The 24,338-nt window shown below is 36.8% G+C and carries 19 protein-coding genes and 1 pseudogene; 4 read left to right on the top strand and 16 right to left on the bottom strand.

Going from position 1 to position 24,338, the window contains the following annotated elements:
- Positions 1-242 precede the first annotated feature (242 nt).
- Positions 243-857, bottom strand: a pseudogene (locus MKY17_RS09665) (UTRA domain-containing protein); the annotation flags it as partial.
- Between the two features lie 408 nt (positions 858-1,265).
- On the opposite strand from MKY17_RS09665, the gene MKY17_RS09660 reads away from it, so the two are divergent.
- Together MKY17_RS09660 and MKY17_RS09655 are read left to right on the top strand one after the other, a co-directional pair.
- The gene (locus MKY17_RS09660) at positions 1,266-2,756 is read left to right on the top strand and encodes a DHA2 family efflux MFS transporter permease subunit (protein ID WP_098372798.1); all 1,491 of its coding nucleotides are present in this window, start codon (positions 1,266-1,268) and stop codon (positions 2,754-2,756) included.
- Positions 2,757-3,072: 316 nt separating this feature from the next.
- On the top strand, positions 3,073-3,654 hold the full coding sequence (locus MKY17_RS09655; protein WP_098372797.1) for a YitT family protein: 582 nt from the start codon (positions 3,073-3,075) through the stop codon (positions 3,652-3,654).
- A gap of 368 nt (positions 3,655-4,022) precedes the next feature.
- On the opposite strand, the gene xylE is transcribed toward MKY17_RS09655, so the two are convergent.
- From xylE to xylA, 4 genes are all read right to left on the bottom strand, one after another.
- Positions 4,023-5,444, bottom strand: a complete 1,422-nt coding sequence (gene xylE / locus MKY17_RS09650) for a D-xylose transporter XylE (protein ID WP_098372796.1) — start codon at positions 5,442-5,444, stop codon at positions 4,023-4,025.
- A 204-nt stretch (positions 5,445-5,648) separates the two neighbouring features.
- Positions 5,649-6,695, bottom strand: a complete 1,047-nt coding sequence (locus MKY17_RS09645; protein WP_098372795.1) for an aldose epimerase family protein — start codon at positions 6,693-6,695, stop codon at positions 5,649-5,651.
- Between the two features lie 48 nt (positions 6,696-6,743).
- Positions 6,744-8,246, bottom strand: a complete 1,503-nt coding sequence (gene xylB / locus MKY17_RS09640; RefSeq protein ID WP_339201754.1) for a xylulokinase — start codon at positions 8,244-8,246, stop codon at positions 6,744-6,746.
- 58 nt (positions 8,247-8,304) lie between these two features.
- Complete coding sequence (xylA, locus tag MKY17_RS09635; protein WP_098372793.1) at positions 8,305-9,642, bottom strand: xylose isomerase; 1,338 nt, start codon at positions 9,640-9,642, stop codon at positions 8,305-8,307.
- A 241-nt stretch (positions 9,643-9,883) separates the two neighbouring features.
- Between xylA and MKY17_RS09630 the strand changes: the two genes are divergently transcribed.
- Both MKY17_RS09630 and MKY17_RS09625 read left to right on the top strand, forming a co-directional pair.
- Entirely contained in the window at positions 9,884-11,038 is a 1,155-nt protein-coding gene (locus tag MKY17_RS09630) for a xylose repressor (RefSeq protein WP_286177186.1), read from the top strand.
- 487 nt (positions 11,039-11,525) lie between these two features.
- Entirely contained in the window at positions 11,526-11,933 is a 408-nt protein-coding gene (locus MKY17_RS09625; RefSeq protein WP_098372791.1) for a DoxX family protein, read from the top strand.
- Between the two features lie 78 nt (positions 11,934-12,011).
- On the opposite strand, the gene MKY17_RS09620 is transcribed toward MKY17_RS09625, so the two are convergent.
- From MKY17_RS09620 to MKY17_RS09570, 11 genes are all read right to left on the bottom strand, one after another.
- Positions 12,012-12,647 carry a class D sortase gene (locus MKY17_RS09620; RefSeq protein WP_098372790.1) on the bottom strand — a complete coding sequence of 212 codons (636 nt, stop codon included), beginning with the start codon at positions 12,645-12,647 and terminating at the stop codon, positions 12,012-12,014.
- A gap of 1 nt (position 12,648) precedes the next feature.
- The gene (locus MKY17_RS09615; protein ID WP_098372789.1) at positions 12,649-14,058 is read right to left on the bottom strand and encodes a processed acidic surface protein; all 1,410 of its coding nucleotides are present in this window, start codon (positions 14,056-14,058) and stop codon (positions 12,649-12,651) included.
- A 542-nt stretch (positions 14,059-14,600) separates the two neighbouring features.
- On the bottom strand, positions 14,601-15,068 hold the full coding sequence (locus MKY17_RS09610) for a Rid family hydrolase (RefSeq protein WP_098372788.1): 468 nt from the start codon (positions 15,066-15,068) through the stop codon (positions 14,601-14,603).
- A gap of 150 nt (positions 15,069-15,218) precedes the next feature.
- A complete protein-coding gene (locus tag MKY17_RS09605) occupies positions 15,219-16,673 on the bottom strand; it encodes an amino acid permease (RefSeq protein WP_098372787.1) in 1,455 nt (484 codons plus the stop codon).
- 863 nt (positions 16,674-17,536) lie between these two features.
- Positions 17,537-17,863 carry a YerC/YecD family TrpR-related protein gene (locus MKY17_RS09600; RefSeq protein WP_098372785.1) on the bottom strand — a complete coding sequence of 109 codons (327 nt, stop codon included), beginning with the start codon at positions 17,861-17,863 and terminating at the stop codon, positions 17,537-17,539.
- 311 nt (positions 17,864-18,174) lie between these two features.
- Positions 18,175-18,711: a gamma carbonic anhydrase family protein gene (locus MKY17_RS09595; RefSeq protein ID WP_098372784.1), complete on the bottom strand. Its 537-nt coding sequence runs from the start codon at positions 18,709-18,711 to the stop codon at positions 18,175-18,177.
- 221 nt (positions 18,712-18,932) lie between these two features.
- Positions 18,933-20,264, bottom strand: a complete 1,332-nt coding sequence (locus MKY17_RS09590; RefSeq protein WP_098372783.1) for a citrate:proton symporter — start codon at positions 20,262-20,264, stop codon at positions 18,933-18,935.
- 200 nt (positions 20,265-20,464) lie between these two features.
- On the bottom strand, positions 20,465-21,628 hold the full coding sequence (locus MKY17_RS09585; RefSeq protein ID WP_098372782.1) for a CoA transferase: 1,164 nt from the start codon (positions 21,626-21,628) through the stop codon (positions 20,465-20,467).
- Positions 21,629-21,757: 129 nt separating this feature from the next.
- Positions 21,758-22,642, bottom strand: coding sequence for a hydroxymethylglutaryl-CoA lyase (locus tag MKY17_RS09580; protein WP_098372781.1), 885 nt, complete (start codon positions 22,640-22,642; stop codon positions 21,758-21,760).
- A gap of 17 nt (positions 22,643-22,659) precedes the next feature.
- Positions 22,660-23,334, bottom strand: coding sequence for a GntR family transcriptional regulator (locus tag MKY17_RS09575; protein WP_098372780.1), 675 nt, complete (start codon positions 23,332-23,334; stop codon positions 22,660-22,662).
- A 357-nt stretch (positions 23,335-23,691) separates the two neighbouring features.
- Positions 23,692-24,333: a hypothetical protein gene (locus MKY17_RS09570; RefSeq protein ID WP_339201753.1), complete on the bottom strand. Its 642-nt coding sequence runs from the start codon at positions 24,331-24,333 to the stop codon at positions 23,692-23,694.
- Positions 24,334-24,338: the final 5 nt, after the last annotated feature.

The raw sequence follows: 24,338 nt of genomic DNA, 5'->3' as shown, positions 1-24,338 counted from the left end.
GATGGACGAACTAGTTGGCACTTGTGTTCGCTGTGCACGTAATGTATATTGTCGCTGGATTTCTGAACGGTATTCTGTTAGATAACAAGAAAATCTTATGTTTTAATTGTAAGGATATTTTATATGCAATGATCAAAGAAGAAAGATTGGAAGATGAGAGTTGAAGGAGTAATACACCAAATCAAAATGTAAAAACACTTTTCAAAACTTCAAAATAGGTCATGCCAATAATTTGGCATGACCTATTTTGCCCGATGGACAGTCAGATTGACCTTGTTGGTTTCGCACATGAACGTTGAGAGATGCACAGGCCGGTCGTTTGCATCGAAAGCAATCTTTAATATTCTAAATAAATTGGCGCCAATATCACATTCTAAAAATTTAGCATAGTTTTTTGTAGCACCAATCACGTCTATAATTTTATCGTTACTGACTATTTCTGTATGGTAATCTTCTAAAAGGATTTTATAAGTTGATTCATCCCTTGCAATCTTCTTTTCTAAATCCGGAAAACGAATTAACGAATAATGAGCGGTATCGTAGAAAAGCGGACGATCATTTACATACATGAGTCGCTCAAGTTCGAGAACGGGGCTACCTTCTTCAATGAGGAGATGACCTGCAACATCTTTTGGTGCTGGTATGACCTCACTTCTTAAAATCCGGGAATTAGGTATCATCCCAAGCTGATGACTAAACTCCGAAAATCCACTTATGGATAACAATTCATTATGGAACTTATTAGATGCAACAAAAGTACCCCTGCGCGGAATGCGTGTCAGTGTTCCTTCCTTCACCAATTCCTCTGTTTCTTTTCGTATGGTAATGCGACTAACGTTGTAAGTTTCACAAAGCTCTTTTTATTGTTCATCACACCTTTTTATCAATTAACTATTTTTTAGTGAATACGAATGATAGAATGTTAAAGTATTTATACTTAAGTGGAACAATTTTTCTGATACGCAGTAAGTATTATATTGGTGATTATTGTTCGAAGTATGATATACATGTAGAATGGATGTTAAACTGGGGGATTTCCTAAAAAAGAGAATATATCCTGGATATTGGCAAGTTAGTTGTTAATAAAAAATAAACGCCTCCAAAATCCGTGAATTGAGGTTAATCTCCTTAAGATGGTGTATATCATTGGAAAATATAGGTTGGTTTACTTAAAAACTTATTGAAGTCGCTTTAATTTCTATAATTTTAAAATATAGCAGGCAGTACAATACGTACTACCCTAGCGGAAAGGACGTGCCATAATAATGAATCACGACAAAACAGACATCACTAAAATTCGAACGGGTCCCATGTTTGCGGTGATGCTGGCTGGTGCTCTAGTCGCTTTCTTAAATCAGACATTAATTAATATTGCATTGCCTCAATTAATGAATCATTTTGAAATATCAGCTGCAACAGCTAACTGGCTTACTACAATCTTCTTATTGGTCAATGGGATTGTCATCCCTATCACTGCTTTCTTAATGGAACGTTTCAATACAAGACAACTATATCTTGCTTCGATGGGACTCTTCGCTTTAGGAACTTTCCTATGTGGTATTGCCCCCAGCTTCTCCGTCTTATTGATCGGACGTGTGGTTCAAGCTGCTGGGGCAGGGATTTTATTCCCTTTGATTACAAATGTGATTTTCACTTTATTTCCACCTAACAGACGCGGTTTCGCAATGGGTATATTTGGTATCGCAATGAATTTTGCCCCTGCTGTAGGACCGACGTTATCAGGATGGATTATACAAAACTACTCTTGGCGGGTTCTGTTTTTTGTCATTTTCCCATTTGCACTGCTTGACTTCATCTTTGCCATTTTCATCATCAAAAAAGTAGGGAAAACGAGTCGGCCTAAACTCGATAAAATGGGTGTAATATTATCCACTATCGGATTCGGCGGAGTCCTATATGGATTTGCTACAGGCGGTACCAAGGGCTGGAACAGTCCCGAAGTACTGACGATGTTCCTTGTTGGAGGAATCAGTTTAGTTTTATTTGTCTGGAGGCAATTTACTGTATCCCATCCTATTTTGGAATTTAGAATTTTTCGGTATCGGATGTTCACTTTAACGACAATTATCAACATCATCGCAACTATGGGTATGTTCTCTGGAATGATCATCATGCCAATCTATATGCAGAATATCCGTGGGTTTACCCCGATGGAATCCGGTCTAATGCTATTGCCTGGCGGGATATTAATGGGGATCATGTCTCCTATCACAGGTAAGCTGTTTGATCGATTTGGTGCGAGATGGCTTGCGGTGAGTGGACTTGCCATCACTATCATTACAACCTATCTTTTAACGCGGCTTGAAACAGATACGTCCTATTCTTATGTGGTGTGGGTATATACTATTAGAATGTTCGGAATGTCGATACTGATGATGCCTATCTTCACAGCTGGATTAAATGAATTGGCACTTAGCCTAAATAAATATGGAACAGCAATGGTCAATACATTGAGAATGGTAGCAGGTGCTGTTGGCATGGCATTCTTTGTTTCCATCATGACAAACCAGGGGACGAAGCATGTTCAGGAAATCTTATCTCATAGGAACATATCACCAGATAATACATCACAAATGGCCATGGCCATTAAACAAGGTAGCGTAATGGGAGTGGATGATGCATTCATGATTGCAACAGGTTTGACTATAATTGCATTCATACTGGCCTTTTATATACGGCAAACTTCACCGCAAGAAGATACCATTACAAATCGCCTATCAAAAAAAAGAGCTTGAATAAACAAGCCTAAACTCAACCTATTTTCCAAGGTATAAAAATTCTATAAAACTGACTTGCCCCATTAAGGCCAAAAAAAGAGACACTTTTTATGAGTGTCTCTTTTTTTGGCCAAATTACTTCATGTGCTCAAGGTGACAGGCTTCATTTTGATACTGCTGCTTTCTCGCATGCATCTAAAATGTTTCAGAACATCATTTGGGGAGCAAAGCCAACAATACACAAATAGCAATCGTAATTTCCAAACAGCTAAGTATATATTTACATTCCTCTCATATATTTTAAGATAATGATTTGGACAAGGGGAAGGTTTTTATGAAAAAGTTTGTTACTCTGCTTTTTTCAAGTTTTTGCATTGGAGTAGGTCTTAACCTGTTCATTGTCCCCATTCATCTAATAAATGGCGGGATATTTGGAATAAGTTTGTTAATCAAATATGTTTGGGGAATCCAGGTTGGACATACCATGATCATGATCAACATTCCCATATACCTTCTATCTCTTCTATACGATAAGTCTTATTTCTTCAATGCCATCCTTGGGTTAGCTTTTACTTCGACCGTTATTGATTGGCTAACACCACTAAACGGTTTGGTTCATCTACCGATCATAACGAGTGCCATTATCGGTGGAATGACGATTGGGATTGGTGTTGGTTTTATGCTGAGACAGCATATTAGCCCCGGTGGAGTGGATTTACTAGCACTATTAATCTCTAAAACCACAGCTACTAATCCTGGAATTATTATTTTTATTATTGATTCACTCATAGTAATTGCGGGAATTATCATATTGAATGACTTAAAGCTAATGTATTCACTCCTCACGATTTCCTGTGTCGGGATATGCGTCATTTTTATCAATTCTTTTAAGACAATAACCTTTTTTATAAGATAAAACCAAGTGCTGCACCCATGATTTCGCACGTTTACTCGTGAGTTTTGCTGTTTTACTCGTGAGTTTTGGCTTTTTACTCGTGAATTTAGCATGTTTACTCGTGAATTTAGCATGTTTACTCGTGATTTCGTGCTGCACCCATGATTTCGCACGTTTACTCGTGAATTCAGCATTTTTACTCGTGAATTCGTGTTGCCCCCATGATTTCGCACGTTTACTCGTGATTTCGTGCTGCACCCATGATTTCGCACGTTTACTCGTGATTTCGTGCTGCACCCATGATTTCGCACGTTTACTCGTGGAACAATAAGAATCCTTTTATGTTATACCTATCCACTTATGTGTCCAGTTTAAGTGAATTTTACTATTTAAATAATTTGACTATCTTCTGAATTTTTGACATCTCTTCTCCATATATTCTCCAGCTGTTCAAGAGTCTTGCCTTTGGTCTCAGGAACCATTTTCCAAACAAATAAGGCAGAAATCACGCTCATTAAACCATAGAAACCGTATGTTAGTCCCCCACTATATTCCATCATCATAGGATATGTAGAAGAAATAAAATAGTTAGCCGCCCATTGTGCAGCTACAGCAATAGCTACCGCCCGACCTCGAATTTTATTAGGGAAAATCTCTGAAATTAGCACCCAGCAGATTGGACCCCACGACATCATAAATGAAGCTGTATAAATAATGATAAATACAAGCGTCCCTACTCCAATAATATTAGAAAAAGCCATGCTTGCTACACCAAACATTCCAATTGCCATTCCTATAGAACCTACTATTAATAAAGGCTTTCTTCCCCATCGATCAACTGTTAAAATCGCGATGACTGTAAAGATAACATTTACTAATCCCATAATAATGGTTTGCAGCATAGAAGAATCTTTAGCTGCTCCCATGCTTTCAAAGATCCGCGGAGCGTAGTATAAGGCTACATTTATACCTACAAATTGTTGAAATACAGAAAGCAGTACACCTACAATAATAACCAATTTTCCATAAGTGAATAATTTTTCAGAAGAAATATTGATAGCAATCGTTTGTTTAATATCACTCAGAATCGCTTTCGCTTCTGAAGATCCATTAATTTTTGTAAGTATAGCTAAAGCTTTTTGATCTTGATTCTGTATTGCCAAATAGCGAGGTGTTTCAGGAACTAAAAATAAAAGTACAGCAAAGAGTAAAGCTGGTATAGCTCCTGAAGCAAACATGTATCTCCATCCTACATCATTTATCCATTCTAACGTTTCACCATTTGCAATACCCCAGTTTACAAAGTAAACGACTAACATACCAAAAATAATCATAAACTGATTAAATGATACCAATCTGCCGCGAATGTCTGCCGGAGCAATTTCTCCTATATAGATTGGACAAATAGCTGACGCTAATCCAACACCAATTCCCCCTATAATTCGATAAAAGTTAAAAGCTAGTAATAAAGAAAGTGTTGGTTCACCTTTTGTAAAAAATAAAAATTCAGGATAAGCAGCACCTAATGCTGATACTATAAAAAGAATTGCTGCAAGTATAAGTGATTTTTTACGTCCTAGTCTTGATCCAAAATAGCTGGATATTAATCCCCCGATAATACATCCTATTAAAGCACTTGATACGGTGACGCCATGTGCCAAAGAGCCTAACCCTAAGCTATCGATAAAATAAACCTTTAATGATTTTTCTGCTCCAGATATTACAGCTGTATCATATCCAAATAGTAACCCTCCAATTGCGGCCACTAAGGTAATAGAAAAGATATATAATGAGTTTCGTTTTTGCTTCATGTTTTACTAAAAACAGTTAAGAATGACTGGCTAGGTGAAAGTCTATTTATTATAACAGCGCATACTTTTGGTTGCGCTTTCAAAATTAATAAACAAGAAGGACCTCTCTTCCATCACCCATTCTACTAACTGCTTTTATCCTCCCTTCCATTGTAGAATTTCATTTCACTAAAAAAACATTAAACCAATGAAAACCAAAGATTTTTAATCGACGGTAAAAGTAAAACGAGTTTTAGAATGATACTCTTTATCTTTTTCTAATAAAATAGAAGGTAATTGCTGATTATGAATGGCATTTGTCGGATGTTGAGTTTCAAGACATAAGCCAAGATGTTTTTGACAAGGAATTCCTCTAATTCGAAAAGTATCTTCTAGCATATTTCCCGTATATAAAACAACATATGGCTCATCTGTTTCCACTATCATTTTCCGTCCGTTAGAAGGATTAGCTAAACAAATTTCTTTTTGATGATTTTCATTTAATAAGAATGGATGGTCATACCCATTTCCTACTATTTCATTTTGTTGATGTGTGGATTTTGCTCCTTCAATAATTCGCTTTCCTGTTCTAAAATCAAAAGGTGTATGTTCAGCGTCTATTAAATTGCCTGTAGGGAGTAAGGACGGATCAAGCTCTAAAAACTTATCACTTTTCATAGTTAATTCATGCTGTAAGATATCTTCTTTTAAATTGCCACTCAGATTAAAGTAAGTATGATTGGTTAAATTTAATAACGTATTTTTATCTGAAATACCATGATAGGTTATTATAAGTTCATTATTATTAGTGAGAGTATAAACGACACTTACCTCAAGATTTCCAGGATAACCAGCTTCTCCATCAGGACTCATATAAGTAAATGTCACACTAGCCTCATCTACACTCTCACTAGTAGAAGATTTCCAGACCACGTTATGGAATCCATCAGGTCCACCGTGTAAATGAGTTCCCCCTTCATTCTCAGGGAGGCGGTAAGTAACCCCTTCTATATCAACGCTTGGTGGATTAACTCTCCCTGCCACTCGACCGATTACTGCACCAAAATAAGGGGAATAATGTAAATAATCTTCTGCAGAATCAAATCCTAACACGATATTTTCTATATTCCCTTCCTTGTCTGGTACATCGATTCTAGTAATCGTACATCCAAAATCAATACAGGTTACTTTTATGTTTTGATTGTTCATGATTGTATAAGACTTTACCAGTTCTCTATTTATTTCACCGAAAATTCCCTCTTCTATTTTCATGTTAATCTCCTTTTCGAAGAAAGGGATGCATGATTCGAATGCAACCTGTTACTTTCTGCTAAATTGATTCAGCTTTTTACTTAAGTCTTTTGTTTGGGAATATACCTCTTTATATAGAGCATAAATTTGTTTATACACTGGAACATTTTCTAAATTAGGATGATATGTTTTTGAAGAAGCAATGAATAAATCTGCGCATTCTTCTAATGAGTTGTACCACCCACAACCATAAGCTGCTAACATAGCTGCCCCTAGCGCCGGTCCTTGCTCAGTAGATAGCTTTATAATTTTTGTGTTAAAAACGTCTGCTTGAATCTGAAGCCAACTATCGTTTTTTGCTCCCCCGCCAATTGATACAATAGACGTAATTTCTTTACCATTTTCTCGAAAAATTTCAATTGATTCATTTAATGAGAAGGTAATTCCTTCAATAACTGCCCTTGTAAAATCCTTCTTTTTATGGGAAGCATCCATTCCTATAAAGCTTCCACGTATAGTAGCATCTGCATGTGGTGTTCGTTCCCCAACTAAGTATGGAGTAAATAAAAGCCCATTTGAGCCAATTGGAACATTGTTTATATCAGCCAGTAATTCTTCAAATGACTCATTTTCAGCAAAATTATCTCTAAACCAACTCAAACTGTGGCCAGCAGATAATGTAACTCCCATCGTATAAAAAGCATCTTCTTTTCCATGATTGAAATAATGCACTTTCCCACCAAAGTCTCTATCATTTCGCTCCTCATAAGAAAGTACGACACCAGATGTTCCGATGCTGCATAACGTTTCTCCTGATGATAGAATGCCAGCTCCAATTGCTCCACAAGCATTATCAGCTCCACCCGCGAATACCTTAGTCGATAATGCTATCCCTGATTTTTGAGAGAATTCTTCATTAATTGTTCCCACGCATTCACTAGATTCCACTAGCGATGGGCAAATGCTGATATCAATCCCCACTAATTGACAAATCTCTTCGCTCCATTTTTTCTCACTCACGTTCAACAATAATGTACCGGCAGCATCTGAATATTCACTATGAATAAAGCCAGTCATTTTGAAGCGTAAATAGTCTTTAGGCAACATAAATACAGCTGTTTGATCAAATATCTCTGGTTCATGCTCTTTAACCCATAGCAGCTTAGGAAGTGTAAACCCTTCCAAAGCTTGATTTTTTGTTATTTCTAAAAGACGCTTTTCTCCAATCATTTCATATAGCTGATGACATTGTGCTGTCGTCCTTGTATCGTTCCATAAAATAGAATGACGTAAAAGATTATGATTCTTATCCAACAGTACTAGACCGTGCATTTGTCCAGAATAACTAATTCCTTCTATATGTTCTGGTCTTACATCGGATTTGGAGATTAACTCATTTAAAGCACTAGCAGTCTGATGAATCCACTCCTCAGGATTTTGTTCACTATATCCTGTTTTTTCATGCAGAAGAGGGTAATTTTTAGAAGCTTCTGCACAGATCTCACCATTTGTATTAACTAAAACAGTTTTGACAGCGCTCGTTCCTAGATCAATTCCAATAATATATTTCATCTTGATTCCTCCACTTTTATAAAAGAGAGCAGAAATTGTTTCTACTCTCTTTTATCCATTAAACTTCTAAAATATATTGATTTAAGATGGCTTTTAATCGTTCCTGTCTTCCTGACTTATTCGTAATGTTTGTATTTTGTAATGCATACTGCTCTAGTGTATGGAAGTTTGCTCTTCCTTCAACAATCTCAAGACCAATTCCTTCTTTGAAACTGCTATAGCGTTCATCAATGATGTTTTCAAAAACACGATCTTCTAATAATTTATGAGCCACTTTTAAACCTCTTGCGAACGCATCCATCCCTGCCACATGAGCATATACTAAATCTTCTTGTTCAAAGGAACCTCTGCGCACTTTAGCATCAAAATTTAATCCCCCACTACCTAATCCTCCATTTTGCAGGATCTCATACATTGCTAAAGTTGTAGAATATAAATCTGTTGGGAACTCATCGGTATCCCATCCTAAAAGAGGATCACCTTGGTTTGCATCCACTGATCCTAAGAAGCCCTGAACTCTGGCTACGCGTAATTCATGTTCAAACGTATGCCCAGCTAGAGTAGCATGGTTAGCTTCAAGGTTTAGTTTAAAATGTTTATCCAACCCGTATTGTCTTAGGAACGAAATGGTCGTAGCTGCATCGGTATCATACTGATGCGTTGTAGGTTCCTTTGGTTTTGGCTCAATTAAGAATAGACCTGTATATCCAATTTCCTTAGCATAATCTACAGCCATATGCATAAATCTAGCCAAGTTATCTAACTCTAACTTTAAATTTGTATTGAGCAGTGTTTCATAACCTTCACGGCCGCCCCAGAACACATAGTTTTCTGCTCCTAATTCTTTTGCCGTTTCGAGCCCTTTCTTTACTTGAGCTGCTGCATAAGCAAATACATCTGCATTACAAGAAGTAGCTGCACCGTGAACGAAGCGAGAATTTGTAAACATATTAGCTGTGTTCCACAATAACTTTACGTTACTTGTTTTCATATACTCTTGAATCATGCTAACGATTACATCAAGATTTTTATTTGTTTCTTTTAATGTGATCCCTTCAGGTGCGATGTCTCGGTCATGAAACGCAAAGAAAGGAACATCTAATTTTTCAAAAAGTTGAAAAGCTGCCTCTACTCTAGCTTTTGCTAAGTCCATTCCATCATATTTATTCCATGATCTTTGCATCGTAGCTGCACCAAAAGGATCTGTCCCATCAGCTGTAAATGTATGCCAGTAAGCAACTGAGAAACGTAGTTGTTCCTTCATTGTTTTACCGCCTACTACTTCTTCTGGGTTGTAGTATTTAAAAGCATAAGGATTTTTAGAATCTTTTCCCTCATAAGAGACTTTGTTTGCGCTTTCAAAATAATTAATTTTATTAGTATCAGTTTGAATCATGTGTTACTTCCCCCTTTAATTAAAGTGAAAAACTTCCCTAATTAATATTTTTAAAATACCAATCGAGAAAGTTTGTTGCACCAATAAACTAACTTTATTTCATAATATACAAAATAAATATTTATTTCAATGTGTTTTTTAGAAAATTTAGTTATAATATGAAATATACTATTTCTATACTAGATTTTAGTTAAAAACAAAAAAACACTTAGTTCAATGGTAAAACAAAGGAGCGATTATCATTCCGATAGCAGATCAAGCTTTAGTAAAGAAAATGAATCAAAAGTTGATATTAAATGAAATTTTAAAAAACTCTCCAATCTCAAGAGCAACCCTTTCTGAGATTACAGGGTTAAATAAATCTACTGTTTCTTCCCAAGTAAATACATTACTTGAAAAAGATTTTATATTTGAAATTGGAGCCGGACAATCTAGAGGTGGCAGAAGACCTGTGATGCTTGTTTTTAATAAAAATGCAGGCTATTCAATAGGCATCGATATAGGTGTTGATTACCTTAATGGAATTCTAACCGATTTAGAAGGCAACGTTATCCTTGAGAAGGCTTCTGACTTGTCTAGTCCTTCTGCTGGTGAAGTGAAAGAAATTCTGTTTGCACTTATTCATGATTTTATAATTCATATGCCCGACTCTCCTTACGGTTTGGTGGGAATAGGTATTTGTGTACCAGGTTTTGTGGATAGCAATCAAAAAATTTTTTTTATGCCTAACTTAGAATGGTATATTGAAGATTTGCAACTCATAATTGAAAGCGAGTTCAATGTACCTGTTTTTGTTGAAAATGAGGCTAATGCAGGCGCATGCGGTGAAAAAGTATTTGGGGTTACTAAAAACTATGAAAACATCATTTACATTAGTATTAACGTGGGAATTGGAGTCGGGATTATTATTAATAATGAATTATACAAAGGAGTAAATGGCTTTTCAGGAGAAATGGGTCATATGACGATAGATTTTAACGGTCCCAAATGCAGCTGTGGGAACCGAGGCTGCTGGGAATTATATGCTTCAGAAAAAGCATTACTGGATTCTTTTTCTAAAGACGAAAAGAACATGTTACGAAAAGAAATTGTTGAACGTGCAAATAAAAATGATGTAGCAGTCTTAAATGCACTCCAGAACTTTGGCTTCTACGTCAGTATTGGCTTAACTAATATTCTCAATACATTTGACGCACAGGCTATTATTCTGAGGAATAACATTATCGAATCTCACCCGATTGTGTTAAATACCATTAAGAATGAGGTTTCTTCTAGGGTATATTCTCATTTAGAAAGTACGTGTGAACTATTGCCCTCTTCATTAGGAAGAAATGCACCTGCATTAGGAGCTGTTTCAATTGTGATCGAACATTTTTTAAATGTTTCTACAAGCTAATTTATATCAGAGTATTGATGATAGATGTCTGAATATCTTTCCTAAGGTAACAAGAGAGGACATTCTCTACCTAGAGTAAGACCTCTCTTGTTTGTTTTCGTCCCTATTTCTATGAAAGGATCATTGTATTAAATGAGTTAGGTTCTAAGGCAAGACAATTTGTTGTAAATCGTTTGGCTCAAGACATAGTTTCTCCGTTCTCTATATCCGTCTAAAACCTAAGAGGGAATATAATTTCTTCCAGATAAATAAGAAGTACCACCACTGCTTTTGGCATTGGAAAGGGAGCGGATTTCTGAAATCATCTGAATATTTTTTAAGAAAAAACCGCAGGCAAACTTGCTTTTCTTCGAGTTTGCCTACATTCGTGGCGCGATTCTTATTAAAGAATCGCGCTGCGACTGTTGAAGTTCAATAATATAGAGTGCATTAAAAAAAGGAAAGTGGAATATGATTAAAATGTCAATCTAAGGGAGGGAATGAGAATATGAAAAAAGTAAAAATTATATATTGGATTTTCACAGGGCTTTTGCTGGCACTAATGGTTTTGGGTTCTATTCCAGATATAATGTCTGTTCCCGATGCAGTCGCTTTATTTAATCATTTAGGTTATCCTACCTACCTCCTACCCTTTATTGGAATAGCCAAATTATTAGGTGTCGTGGCAATACTCATTCCAGGTTTTCCGAGAATTAAGGAATGGGCTTATGCAGGTTTTGTATTTGATTTGACGGGTGCTATGTATTCAAGCATATCAGTGGGCGACCCTGCCAGTGGATGGCTGCTTTTCATTATCGGATATATATTGATAGCCGGCTCTTATATTTACCATCATAAAATATTAAAATCCGCTACATCGAGCACTTTGAGCAATAAGGATAGCTTAACAATATAATAAATGGAAATTAAAAGAGTCCAGATAAGGTTTACCTTATCTGGACTCTTTTTTTTGAACATAAAAAGTTGCTTATTATTAACTTACTTTTTTTGAAGACAAATAAGCGACAAGTATATAGCGTTCAGGTGCCGCCCCGATATAATCAAAGGGATAACAGGTACTGACGGTTAGCGTTGCCCGTGGCTTTGGTACGATTACGGTTCGATCATCCTCATCCACAATTCGAACTTTGTTGACTTTGTATGTGAACTCGCCTGCCGATGTTCTTACAATCAACAAATCTCCTTCGCCAACTTGCCCCAGTTTACGGAATACCGTATCTCTATGACCGGAAAGAACGGAATTGTCATTTTCCCCTGGTAGTACACTTCCTGCAAAGTGACCAACGCCTTTTTCCAATTCATCCTCGTTTGTGCCATGGAAAATAGGGAGTTTGGCTTTTAGTTTGGGTATATACAGTTGCCCGATTTCTTCACCAGTTTTAGGACGGACAGGATATAGCTCTTTCTTTGTTGTTTTTTTACTTATTGGCTCACTACTGGGTGGTTTCTGTACAGTTTCATTCACTTGGCTACTTGGAGTATGAGTCTTGTAAAGAAAGTAGCCTTTTGCAAACTTATACATGTTGGATGTGGAAAACCAAACCCCAAATAAAATTATGGCAATTGTACAAGAAAGCAGAAGCAACCGCCTTTTCTTTAATTGTTTCATATTAAGCTTTCCTAATTTTTCGATACATCAAGCTTCCTAACAAGACAATGCATAGTCCTAAAAGGGCATTAGGGATATAATCGGAAGCGGTATTTGGCAGTTTAGCCCCTTTTACAGTTTGATGTTCCGATTTAGTATGAGTGCTGATCTTTTGTTTTACTGGTTTAGCAACCGGTGCCTTTTCAATGGTCTTTTGCACCTCTTTAGCAGATTCCTTTATTTGCCCGCCTGCATTGGTAAGAGTATCAGAATCGACCATTTCACCCGTTATTAAAAGATCAGCCAAGAACTTCCCATCAGTAGAGTATATTGATATTTTCAGGTTAGCACCCTTCAGTTCTTCCAATTTCATTAGATCCAAAAGTGATACAGGTGATTCCGAGCCACTTTTCACAAGTGAATAGGATACATTAAGCTTAAAGATGGAAAGTAATTCTTCATAGATTGATGCCATTTCAGCTATCTGTTCAGCTGTAAGCTCGGTTGCTACATCAAATTCCTCGAAAGCCATCATGCGGTTGCCCAATTCTTCAAGTCGCTTGACTGTTTCCGGATTGGAAAGATGCTCTTCCAAAGACATTAAGTGGTCTTCAAGCCTCTGTAGTTCCTCTTCCGTTAAACCGAGATCTTCCTCGAAAATAGGAAGGAGATCTTCGACAACTTCACCATCCATCCCCCCACCAGTAAGGTTCCAAACAGTTTCTTCAAGATTATCTATGTATATATAATCGTTAATATCTTCACCATTTTCTTCCAATAATTGAAGCGACGCTTGTTTATCCAATCCATAATTCTCATTAAAATAATCTAAATTGCTTAGGTCTGCCTTTATGACGTCACCTAAGAATTCGCTAAGCTCATCGACAGATTCGAATTCTTCCGTGCTAAAATCATAGAGTTCCAATGACGCTTCGATATCTTCTTTTGTTACTTCAAATCCTCTTATTTTGCTAACCTTGGCTAAATAATTGACAAATTCTTTGTCAAAGTTTGGATCGCGTTCAAAATCGCCCTCTTCTGCATAGAAATAAACAGCTTCATCGAGGTCCCAGATAAAGATATAATCGTTTAGTTCTTCGCCATTTTCATGCAATAGTTTAATTAGGCTCTCATTAGTTAGATTATAATCTTCATAAATGGCATCTAAATTACTTAAATCTGCTTTAATAACTTCGCCTAAGGCATCTTTAAGATCACCAATAGATTCAAAGTTTTCAATACTCTCATCGTAATAAGAAAGAGACGTTTCAATATCATCCTTCGTCACTTCAAAACCCCTGACAAGGCTTACCTCTTTTAAATACTTTGTGAGTTCTTGGTCAAAATTTTTGCTTGGTGCTGCCAATGCTAATTGCGGGAATAAGCTAATTAACAACGTAAATGAAAGTAAAATGGTCCACAGTTTTTTCATACTTTTCTCCTATTCATAACATTTCATATGTTTCTAGAAAATTATAATTCAATAACAATAATTTAACAATGAAGTTATTTTTTCCAATAAGGATAAATTTCTATCTTAATTACCTTGCTAAGAAACTTTTTAACCGCATATACACCTGTTTGCGCAAATAATGACGTATTTCTTCCTATTAATATACCGATTGCAAAAAGAGGGGGTTAAAACACCCCGGCTCCTATGCCTCCAGATAAAAGAATTTTTATTTTCGTATGCCTACTAAACATAACTAAAGTGAAATAATCCGAAAAATAAGGTTTGAGGGGTAGTTGCTTTTTGTAGGGCTTACTCAAGTTCTTTTGCGGATTCTAATATTTTCTCTCTCTTGTTCTCCTGCCTTTTCATAACAAGAAATTCACACACTTTTATAGTATTTCTCTCTAGTATTGTCCCCTCCCCCTAAAGGTTACATCCATTACGAAATATAAAAAACGCAAATCCTTACGTTTCAAGGATTTGCGTTTTGATTGATTTCGTTCATAGATAGCGTTAACCTATTAAATTTCATTGCTTCCTTCACTAATCATAACTTCAACATCTATCTCCATCAGCATTTCCGGCATTGCAAAACCACTTACGATCAAGCCGGTACTGCAAGGATAAACATCTTTAAAATGTTCGGCTATTACGGGATAAACTTTACTTCGATCTTCCCGATTAAGCAAGTACACGGTAATCTTACAAATATCATTGACTGAACCGCCCGCTTCTTCAATAAGCTGCCTAACGCACTTGCATGCCTGATCCGCTTGTTTCACGACATCTCCAATCCCATGAAAATTACCGTCTAAATCAAAACCAGTTTGCCCTCTTAAAAAGATTCTATTTCCTGCCCTTACGGCCATGCTAAACTCGTTTACAATATGATGCTCCGGCTTTCCCAACGTTGAAGGATAATACTGATCTGTTTTGAACTTTCTAAATCTCTTAATCTCTGAATTTTTAACTTCTCCCAGTCCTGTCATAACATCTAATACCTCCAGTTCATTATTTTATTACCTAGTTAAATAATGTCCTCCCAAGATTTATTATTCTTGGAGAAAATATTTCCGAAACCACATTTCGCTTTTCTAATCTATAATACATTCATGCTACTAATTCTTATATGATTGAAGTTAATTTTTCCACTCACCTACAGTAGCATCGACATAGTCCTCACTCTCTTCAGTGACCTCCCCATTTTTCCGTTTACTGTACCAAGACCGTACTAAATAGGCTGCAAGAATCACACCGAAACTCGCTAAACTGAGAAGAAGTTGCGAACGTGTACCAGGAATCCATGCCATTGCTATAAGCACTACGAACATCCAGATAATGGCTACATAAGACAGATAGGGAAATAACCACATTTTCAACTTTAATTTCTCGGGTGCTTCCTGTTCTAACCTTCGTCGCAGACGGATTTGAGCGAAAGCGAGCACCAAATAGTAGAAAAGGCTAATTGCTCCTGCGGAATTGATTAAAAATAAAAAAACTGTCTGTGGAAAAAAGTAGTTTAAAACAACGCCTACGTATCCGAAAACCGTCCCTGCCAGTATTGCCCTAACCGGAACGCCCCTTTTATTAAGTTTGATAAGAAATTTTGGTGCGTCTCCCAGTCTGGTTAAGGTAAACAAACTTCTAGACGTAATGTAGAGACAAGAATTAAGGGAACTGAGTACTGCGGTAAGAACGACTACTTGCATTAGCGAAGAAGCGAAAGGGATACCTAATCGTTCTAGTGCAATCGCAAACGGGCTTTGAATAGCAATGCCAGCAAACTCGAAATTCCATGGCACGATTGCAACGATGAAGAAGACAGAGAAGATATAAAAGAATAAGATTCGATACATGACTTGATTGGTAGCTTTAGCCGCATATTTTGCAGGCTGATCGGACTCTGCAGCTGCAATGGTGGCAATTTCTGCCCCTCCCATCGAGAAAAGTACAGTAACGCTTCCCACTAGAGCTGCAACGATCCCATTTGGAAAGAAGCCGCCTGCTGTATACAGGTTCGAGAGACCGGGTGATTCACCAGGCCATAGTCCAAGAGTATATATAGCTCCAAAGACAATGAAGAAGGTTATCGCGAATATCTTAATAGATGCGAACCAAAACTCAGTTTCAGCGAATGAACGCACCGAGTAAAGGTTGGTCAAAGTAAGCACCACTAATAATACCAAGCACAATATCCAAGGTGGAATATCCGGAAAATAATTCACAAGTATTCCAGCACCAGCTACAGCCTCAATTGCAGCCACGATCACCCACATATACCAATAGAGCCAGCCAACACTAAATCCAGCCCAATTCCCTAATCCCGACCGTGCATATTCGGAAATTGAACCGGCAGATGGTTGTGCCACTGCCATTTCACCTATCATGCGCATGATTAAAAGCATGAGAATTCCTGACAAAGTATAACTAATAACAGCCGCCGGCCCTGTTGAATTGATGACCGCACCGCTTCCAACGAAGAGCCCTGCTCCGATGATGCCACCGAGTGCTATCATTGTTACGTGCCGGTTCTTTAACGTGTTTTGGAGTTTGTCCTGTGTAGATGGATCCTGCTTGGTGTAATTATCCGCCATAGTTTCACCTTCCTTTTACTATTGGTTAAATTTCAGCCGATTTTTCATTTCACGGTACTAGCAATGTCATCTCTACTTAACTCCTTATATTCTGTAAGTGTGTCTTTCGGACTTATAAAGGTTATCTTCGATTACGAGCACTAAGGACTATACACAATGGGGAATGCATCCTGAAGTTTTCGGTGACAAACCTACAAATTCTCTTCATTTCAACGCCCTCTTTAAGTCATTTTCTGTTCCTCCTCTTATATTTTTACATAATGAAGTTGGTAACATTCGGAATATATCCTTATATATTCCTTTAATGAAATATTACAAGCCATCATTATAAATGTCAACAATATCTTTTGAATATTCAGAATTTTAGGTGGCTCAATTTTTCAGTAAAATAATATTGTACTCTACTAAACATCTAATAAACCAACAATTCTATATATCCACATACTCTTTCGATTTTTAAACAAGCCGAATTATTTCGACCAACCGATACATATCCAATTACATACCGGGAATCGATTGGATTCATGTGGAAGAATTCCTTGTTTTTATAATATTTGAAAATGTTATCTATTCTTTTAAGTTTTGGGTAAGTTTTCTTCCGTAAAAAAGACTGACTATAGTCAGTCTAAGGTGACGTCAGGTGCTTCCTCACGCCTTATTTATATATTATGCAAGTGTTTGGACAAGCGTTACCCTATCTATTAAGTTATGACACTTTTTCAAACAAAAAAAGAGACTGTATATTACAATCCCAAGTGTTGTATGTTTTAAAAGAAATCGCAAAGCTATTTATTGACGAGTTTCTTCTATATTATATTGATATTTTTTCAGAAAAAATTAAAGAATGACCTAGACCCAAAATATCAGTCCCCAACTGCCGAAACTCTTACAATTTTTGTATTATCCATGCGATCTAACGACATCTGATAACCACCATTACTCCCATAATTCAATAGTTTATTTACTCTTGATATAGTAGCTGATGCGGCACCAGTTTCTGCCTCAATACCTTCGTATGTAAAGCCATCCTGAAGCATTCTAGCAACTTCTAGTCTTTGGGTAAAAGCTTTTATTTCATTCATTGTGCACAAATCATCAAAAAAAGCCATACACTCTTCTTGGGTCTGTAATGAAAGGATAGCCTTAAATAATTGTTTTATGTTTTTCTCAGACAATTTATTTCTGTACATAACCTACCTCCATTATATCTATTAATTATTATATATATTAGAAAAAAATTTATCGTCACAATGGAGATGCGCTCATATTCTAAACCGGGAACCAATTACAACTGACTGGCACTTTGATCACACTTTGAAGTAGGTATGAAGGGCATATGTTTCCTGCAATGCCTATTCAAAAGGCTCTACAAATAAATATACAGAAAGGATTTTTGTTTTTTTTATCCAAGTCTTTCTACCGTTTTAATAATGATTAAGCAGACTCGTCCAATCTTACGGACAGTCTGCCTTCTCACTTTTTACGTACAAGTGCATGCAAATTATCTAAATGATTCCTCTTTTTCGCTTATGTTCTCTTGCTTATATAGAGCGCCATTTTTGATATACTGGGATGCTCCCTCTTTTGCCCGCTCTATGTTTTCTGGTGTAAGCTTTCTGATGACCTTAGCGGGAACTCCGGCTACTAAAACAGCCGGTTCAATTATCTTTCCTTCCGGAACTAGTGCTCCCGCAGCGATTAGAGAGCCTTCTCCGATTACTGCTCCATTTAAAATTGTTGCACCCATACCAATTAACGCCCCATCTTCTACAGTACAGCCATGTAGAACCACGTTATGCCCGACAGTAACATTTTCACCGACTTTAATTGGAAAACCTGGATCCACGTGAACTATTGTACCGTCTTGAATATTTGATCCTTTTCCTATCGTTATTTTCTCATTATCTCCTCTTAAAACGGCATTGAACCAAACGGACGTATCTTCCTTAAGTTCTATGTTTCCAATTAACTGTGCTCCTGGGGCTATATATGCGCTTGGATGTACATTGGGGTAGTGTCCTTTATATTTATGAATCATTCTTCATTCCTCCTTTTAAAATATGTTGATTATTCCAGAATAAAACCAAAGTAACCACTATTCGAAACCTTTCTTAAACACTATTAATATAATAAGAATCTTAAATCTGGCCTCTGCATACAACTGCCACAGTTTGTTTCCTAATATGTCTCCACCTAACTATTAACAGCCACCTATGGAATTTGTCTTCCTTCTCTCCAATGATTTTGTTTAGAATTCATTTAGAAAGAGATTGTCCCTAATATCACTCCTACAATGATATAAATTAGAAAAATCCCTAAAGACCATTTTGCTGCATATTTATGAAGGTCACCTAGGCTGATTCCAGTTATGTGAATCAATAAATAAACAGATGCTACGAGTGGACCCATAATACCAAAAGGAGTTCCGTATAATGCAGCTGTTCCAATTGATAAAGTATCAATGCCGTAAGTAGAAGCAGTTTCAGCCAGGACTGGCAGAATCCCAAAGTAAAATCCATCAGGACCAATCAAGAAGATGGCAGGTGCACTAACTACCGCAGTAATTAACGCCATATATGGACCAAGGTCTGTAGGGATAATGGAAACAATCGATTGTGCCATAGATTCAGAGATTGGAGTACCTTTGAAAATCCCTGAGAAAATCCCAGCAGCAAAAACCATGGTAACCACTGCTATTGCATTGGGTGCATGAGCAGCGACTCGATCTCGTTGATCATTTAAGACTGGATAATTAATGAGCAGTCCTAGAGCGGTTCCAATGATAAAGAGTACGGCAGCAGGTAACCATTCTAGTACAATGGCTATCATAATAACGATTGATACAAGGAAATTGATCCAAATTAATTTAGGACGCTTAATGTTTGTGTTTTTTGGTGAGATATTTTCTATTGTAGCGCTTTCAATTGCAGCATCTATTATTCTGGCTTCAGGCAATGATAAAGATTCTGTATTTATCTTTTTGTATCTAGCTCGTTCTTTCAAACCGATAAAATAAGCAACGGCAATAACATACAGCAAACTTACAAGCATTCCTGGCAACATTTGAAGATATAATTCCGTTGGATTAAGATTTAACACACTCGCTACGCGGCCAGCAGGTCCTCCCCAAGGAACAAGTGTTGTGATACCAATTTGCATGATTGTAATGGAGGCCAATATGATAGGACTGATCCCCATTTTTTTATATAGAGGAAGGAAAGCTGTTACAACAATCATCATCGTCGTGGATCCATCACCATCAAATCCTATTATTCCCGCTAACACAGCAGTTCCTACGATAATCTTTAGTGGATCTCCTTTAGCTAACTGTATAATCTTTGAGGTTAAGGGATCAAATAACCCTGTATCTACCATGACTCCAAAATACAAAATGGCAAATAACAAAAGAATAGCGGTAGGCGCAACATTTTGAATACCTTCCATTATCAATGTTCCTAATTCTGGCCCAAATCCTCCGATTAAACCAAAAATGATAGGTACAATTGTTAGGCCAATAAACGGAGATATACGTTTTGACATAATCAAAAATAAGAAGGTACAAATCATTGCAAATCCTAAAATAGATAACATAAACTTCCTCCCCAAGGTTCGTTATTGGTACCGCTTTCAAAAATCACCTGTAAATTTACTGTAACAATCTCTTTTTTTCTCAAGTCAGAATAAGAGCATTATAACCCCTTATAGCTTTAAGATTTTCATTCCCTTTCTACCTTTGTAGGCCGACAGACAGGCATGAAATTTTAAGATTTATCTAGCAATAATAAAGTACACTATTTTTGCTGATTCAATTTTTTTCCCCCAAGGACTTCGTCGTTATGTTGTCCTAGTTCGGGACCAATCCATTCAATGCTGCCTGGCGTTTCAGATAGTTTTGGTACAATTCCTGGAACTAGTACCTGTTCACCATCCGGCAAAGTGACCGTATGAAGCATATCACGTGCTTGATAGTGTTCATCCCTTACAATATCTTCAATATTATAAATAGGCCCAACCGGCACACCAGCCTCATCTAATATTTTTTGCACCTCTTTTTGTGAGTGTTTCCTAGTCCACTCTTCAATTACTTGATCTAGATATTCCGCATTTTCAGCTCTGCCATTATTGGTTAAATAAGTCGGATTTTCCGCAAATTCTGGTCGTCCTATCGCATGCGCAAATCTTTTGAAAATACTATCGCTATTTGCCGCAATGACGATATATTTTCCATCTGCACATATATAGGTATTTGAAGGAGCGATTCCTTCCAAGGTAGCACCTGTTCTTTCTTTTATTATTCCTTTTAAATCGTATTCTGGCAGAACGCCTTCCAGCAAAGAAAATACCGCTTCAGTTAGAGCAACATCCACATATTGTCCTCTTTTTAATGGATCGTTATCCCTCGCTCTTAATGCCATTAACGTACCATTCACTGCATATAAACCTGCTATGGAATCTCCAACTGCTAAACCAACTCGAACTGGGGGGCGATCAGGAAATCCTGTCAGGTATCGGAGACCACCCATTGATTCGGCAACGCTGCCAAACCCTACTTTATTTCGGTAAGGTCCTGTTTGACCATAACCAGAAATCCTTGTCATAATGATACTTGGATTTATTTTCTTAATATCTTCATAGCCAATTCCCCATTTTTCCAACGTCCCTGGACGGAAATTTTCAATAATTACATCCGCATCTTTTGCTAACTCCCGAACCATCTCCTGCCCGTCTTCTTCACGAAGGTTAAGAGTTATAGATTTTTTATTTCTTGCATGCACGTACCACCACAGGGACGTTCCGTTATGCATCACTCGCCAATTTCGTAAAGAATCCCCTTTATTAGGGTCCTCAACCTTGATCACTTCAGCACCAAATTCACCAAAAATCTTCCCAGCAAATGGAGCTGCTACAAAGTTACCTAATTCTAAAACTTTAATGCCCTCTAAAGGTTTTCTCATAGGATTACCACCCTTCAATTATTAACATTTCATACTGTTTCCTAGTAAGGTACAATACTTATTTAAATTAACTGAATATTCTAATAACGTATACATTTTACTACTGGGCTCTTTCCATTCCTAATCAATTTATACAGTTTTTTTAAAATTTCTAGCATTATTCAACAGCTCAGGGAATGCTTTATCTAAGTCCTTTACCTGTTCCAGATCCAAACCTGTTTTGATATTCTGTTTTTCTAAAAATTCCACTACACGACTTGCCTGAATATTCCCTGGAGACCCAGGAGCATATGGACATCCTCCTAGTCCGGCTTGGGCTACATCAACTAAATGAACACCAGCCTGTATCCCAGCCATAACATTTGCCAAACCGTATCCATATGTATCATGCAAATGAAGTCCAATAGGAATGTCCGGAAATTTCTCTGCTAAACGGCTACAGTATTCATATACCTGTCTCGGTGTTGCTTTGCCGATTGTATCTCCCAGGCCTAATTCACAAACCCCATTATTAACCAGGAACTCTGCAATCCTTTCCACCTCAGAGTATGGTACGATCCCAGCAAACGGACAAACAAATGCGGTTGAAATTGCACCAATTGTTTTTCTACCCTCCTTAGTGGTTTCTTCAATTAAATCTTTTATTTCAATTAAAGACTCGTTAGAACTCTTATTTAAATTTGCCTGGTTATGTTGTGTGCTCGCAGAAAGGAAAAAAAGAGCATTGTGTATCTTTGAATTTAGGAACCTGTCTAATCCCCGTCTATTGGGGACCAAAGCTTCATATTCTACTCCACGAGTCATTGGCAGATTTTGTCCTAATTCATCCGCATCTTGCATCGCAGGAACCCACTTTGGATGTACAAAGGACGTGACTTCCAAGCGATCAAATCCTGCTTCAATTAAATTTTTAATTTTATTTATCTTTTGATCGGTTTCTACAAAAACAGGTTCATTTTGCAGACCATCTCTCAATGTAACATCTCGAATTTTAAGTTTTTCTGGAAAAATCATTTTTCACTCTCCTTTAATTAATATTCCTCATCCTTAACACCTGAGTACATGGAAACATAAAATTGATAATCACGTTGAATATGTGCCTTCATTAACTCCTCTGCAGCTTTCCCATCCTTATTTTTTATAGCATTCCATATCGCTTTATGTTCATCGGCACCCTCTTCTATTCTCTTAGGGATATTCAATACAGCATTTCGATAAAAAGAAATTAAGGAATTTAACTGATTCATCATTTTCATCAAATAAGGATTACCACTGGCCTCCACAATCAGGTAGTGAAATTGGCTGCTTAGGACCTTTAATTTTTCAAGCTCTTTCTTATCAACCATGAGGTTCATTTTATCAACTGAATCTGACAATTGTTTACGCTGTTTTTCATTCATACGTGAAGCGGCATAAAAAGCAGCTGTAGGTTCCAGGCTTAACCGGCATTCGTAAAGATATTTAAAATCTGAAAAGGTTGCGCGGTACACTCTTACTCCGCCTCTTGGACTGACGGATACTAATCCTTCACTGTTTAACCTGCGGATCGCTTCTCGGATTGGACTTCTACTGACACCCGTTTCCTGAGAAACTTTTCCTTCCACAATTCGTTGTCCAGGTGGTATGTTCCCGCTTACAATTTGTTCATGTAAATATTCATATACTTGATTTTGAAGAGTTTGCGATTGTACTGTTTTTAACTTCATTTTTACCACATCCATAGTCATAATTTTCAGATAATGTATACAAAAAAATATATGTCTACCTCATCATAAATCAATTTGTTGTTTTTGACTATAGTGTGATATTTATATTGGCAGCATCATAACATATACTCGTTTTTTAGTTCCACCTACCCTTCACTGTGAAAATAGTGTAATTAGAGCAATTCCCTCACTAATTTCACAATTTTTCTAAATATTATTATAAGTTTCCCACTCCTGCAAGCTTATACATTAAAGCGGACATTCTGCAAAACAGCTATCTTTCACCGCGTTAAAGTTAAATAGTTTTCTCGATTCTCCACATAAAAGAGTCTGCGGGGAGCAGCATGTCTCTTTCTTTTAACAATCAAGATTCTTTTGGTCAATCTTAATAATTCCGTCCTCATCAACGTCTATCTCAAATAAGCCATTTTGGGTTAAAAATAAAGAATACGTATCCTTACTAACCTTTTCATTGTTTATCTGCCGGATGGCTGAAGAAAATTTAATGATAAAATAATTCATATCTGTTCTGGTGTCATCCACTTCATTTATTAAATAATTCCGAAGATACATCATTTCTGTATTAGGAAACGTTTTATAAAAAAAATCGAGAGGATTGCCCTTTTGAAAATCATCATCTGAAGAGAAGTAAGTGACACGGGGTATACCATCAGCTGTAAACCCTGCCAAAATATATATAGTTGCATATTCCTGTTCGGGATATAACTTCTTGAACATCTCTAATGAATTTCTAAAAAATTTTTGTGATTGAGCCTCGATTTCTTCAATTGAACTTGTTCCAAGAGAAAACATTTTTAATTCTTCTATACATGTATCGATGATATTTTTAACACCCGCAAATGCAAAGATCACATTTTGATTTAATGCTATTACTTTTTTTTCATCATCACTAAAGTTTTCAGTTCCTCTATAGGTTATTCTTTTATCAGCCATAATAAAAACACCATTTTTAAACTTTTTACCAATTAATGCAGTCATAATTA

The sequence above is a fragment of the Peribacillus sp. FSL P2-0133 genome, from assembly GCF_037975445.1.
In the GTDB taxonomy this organism is placed as follows: domain Bacteria; phylum Bacillota; class Bacilli; order Bacillales; family DSM-1321; genus Peribacillus; species Peribacillus simplex_E.
This window is presented reverse-complemented; position numbering and strand designations above follow the sequence as displayed.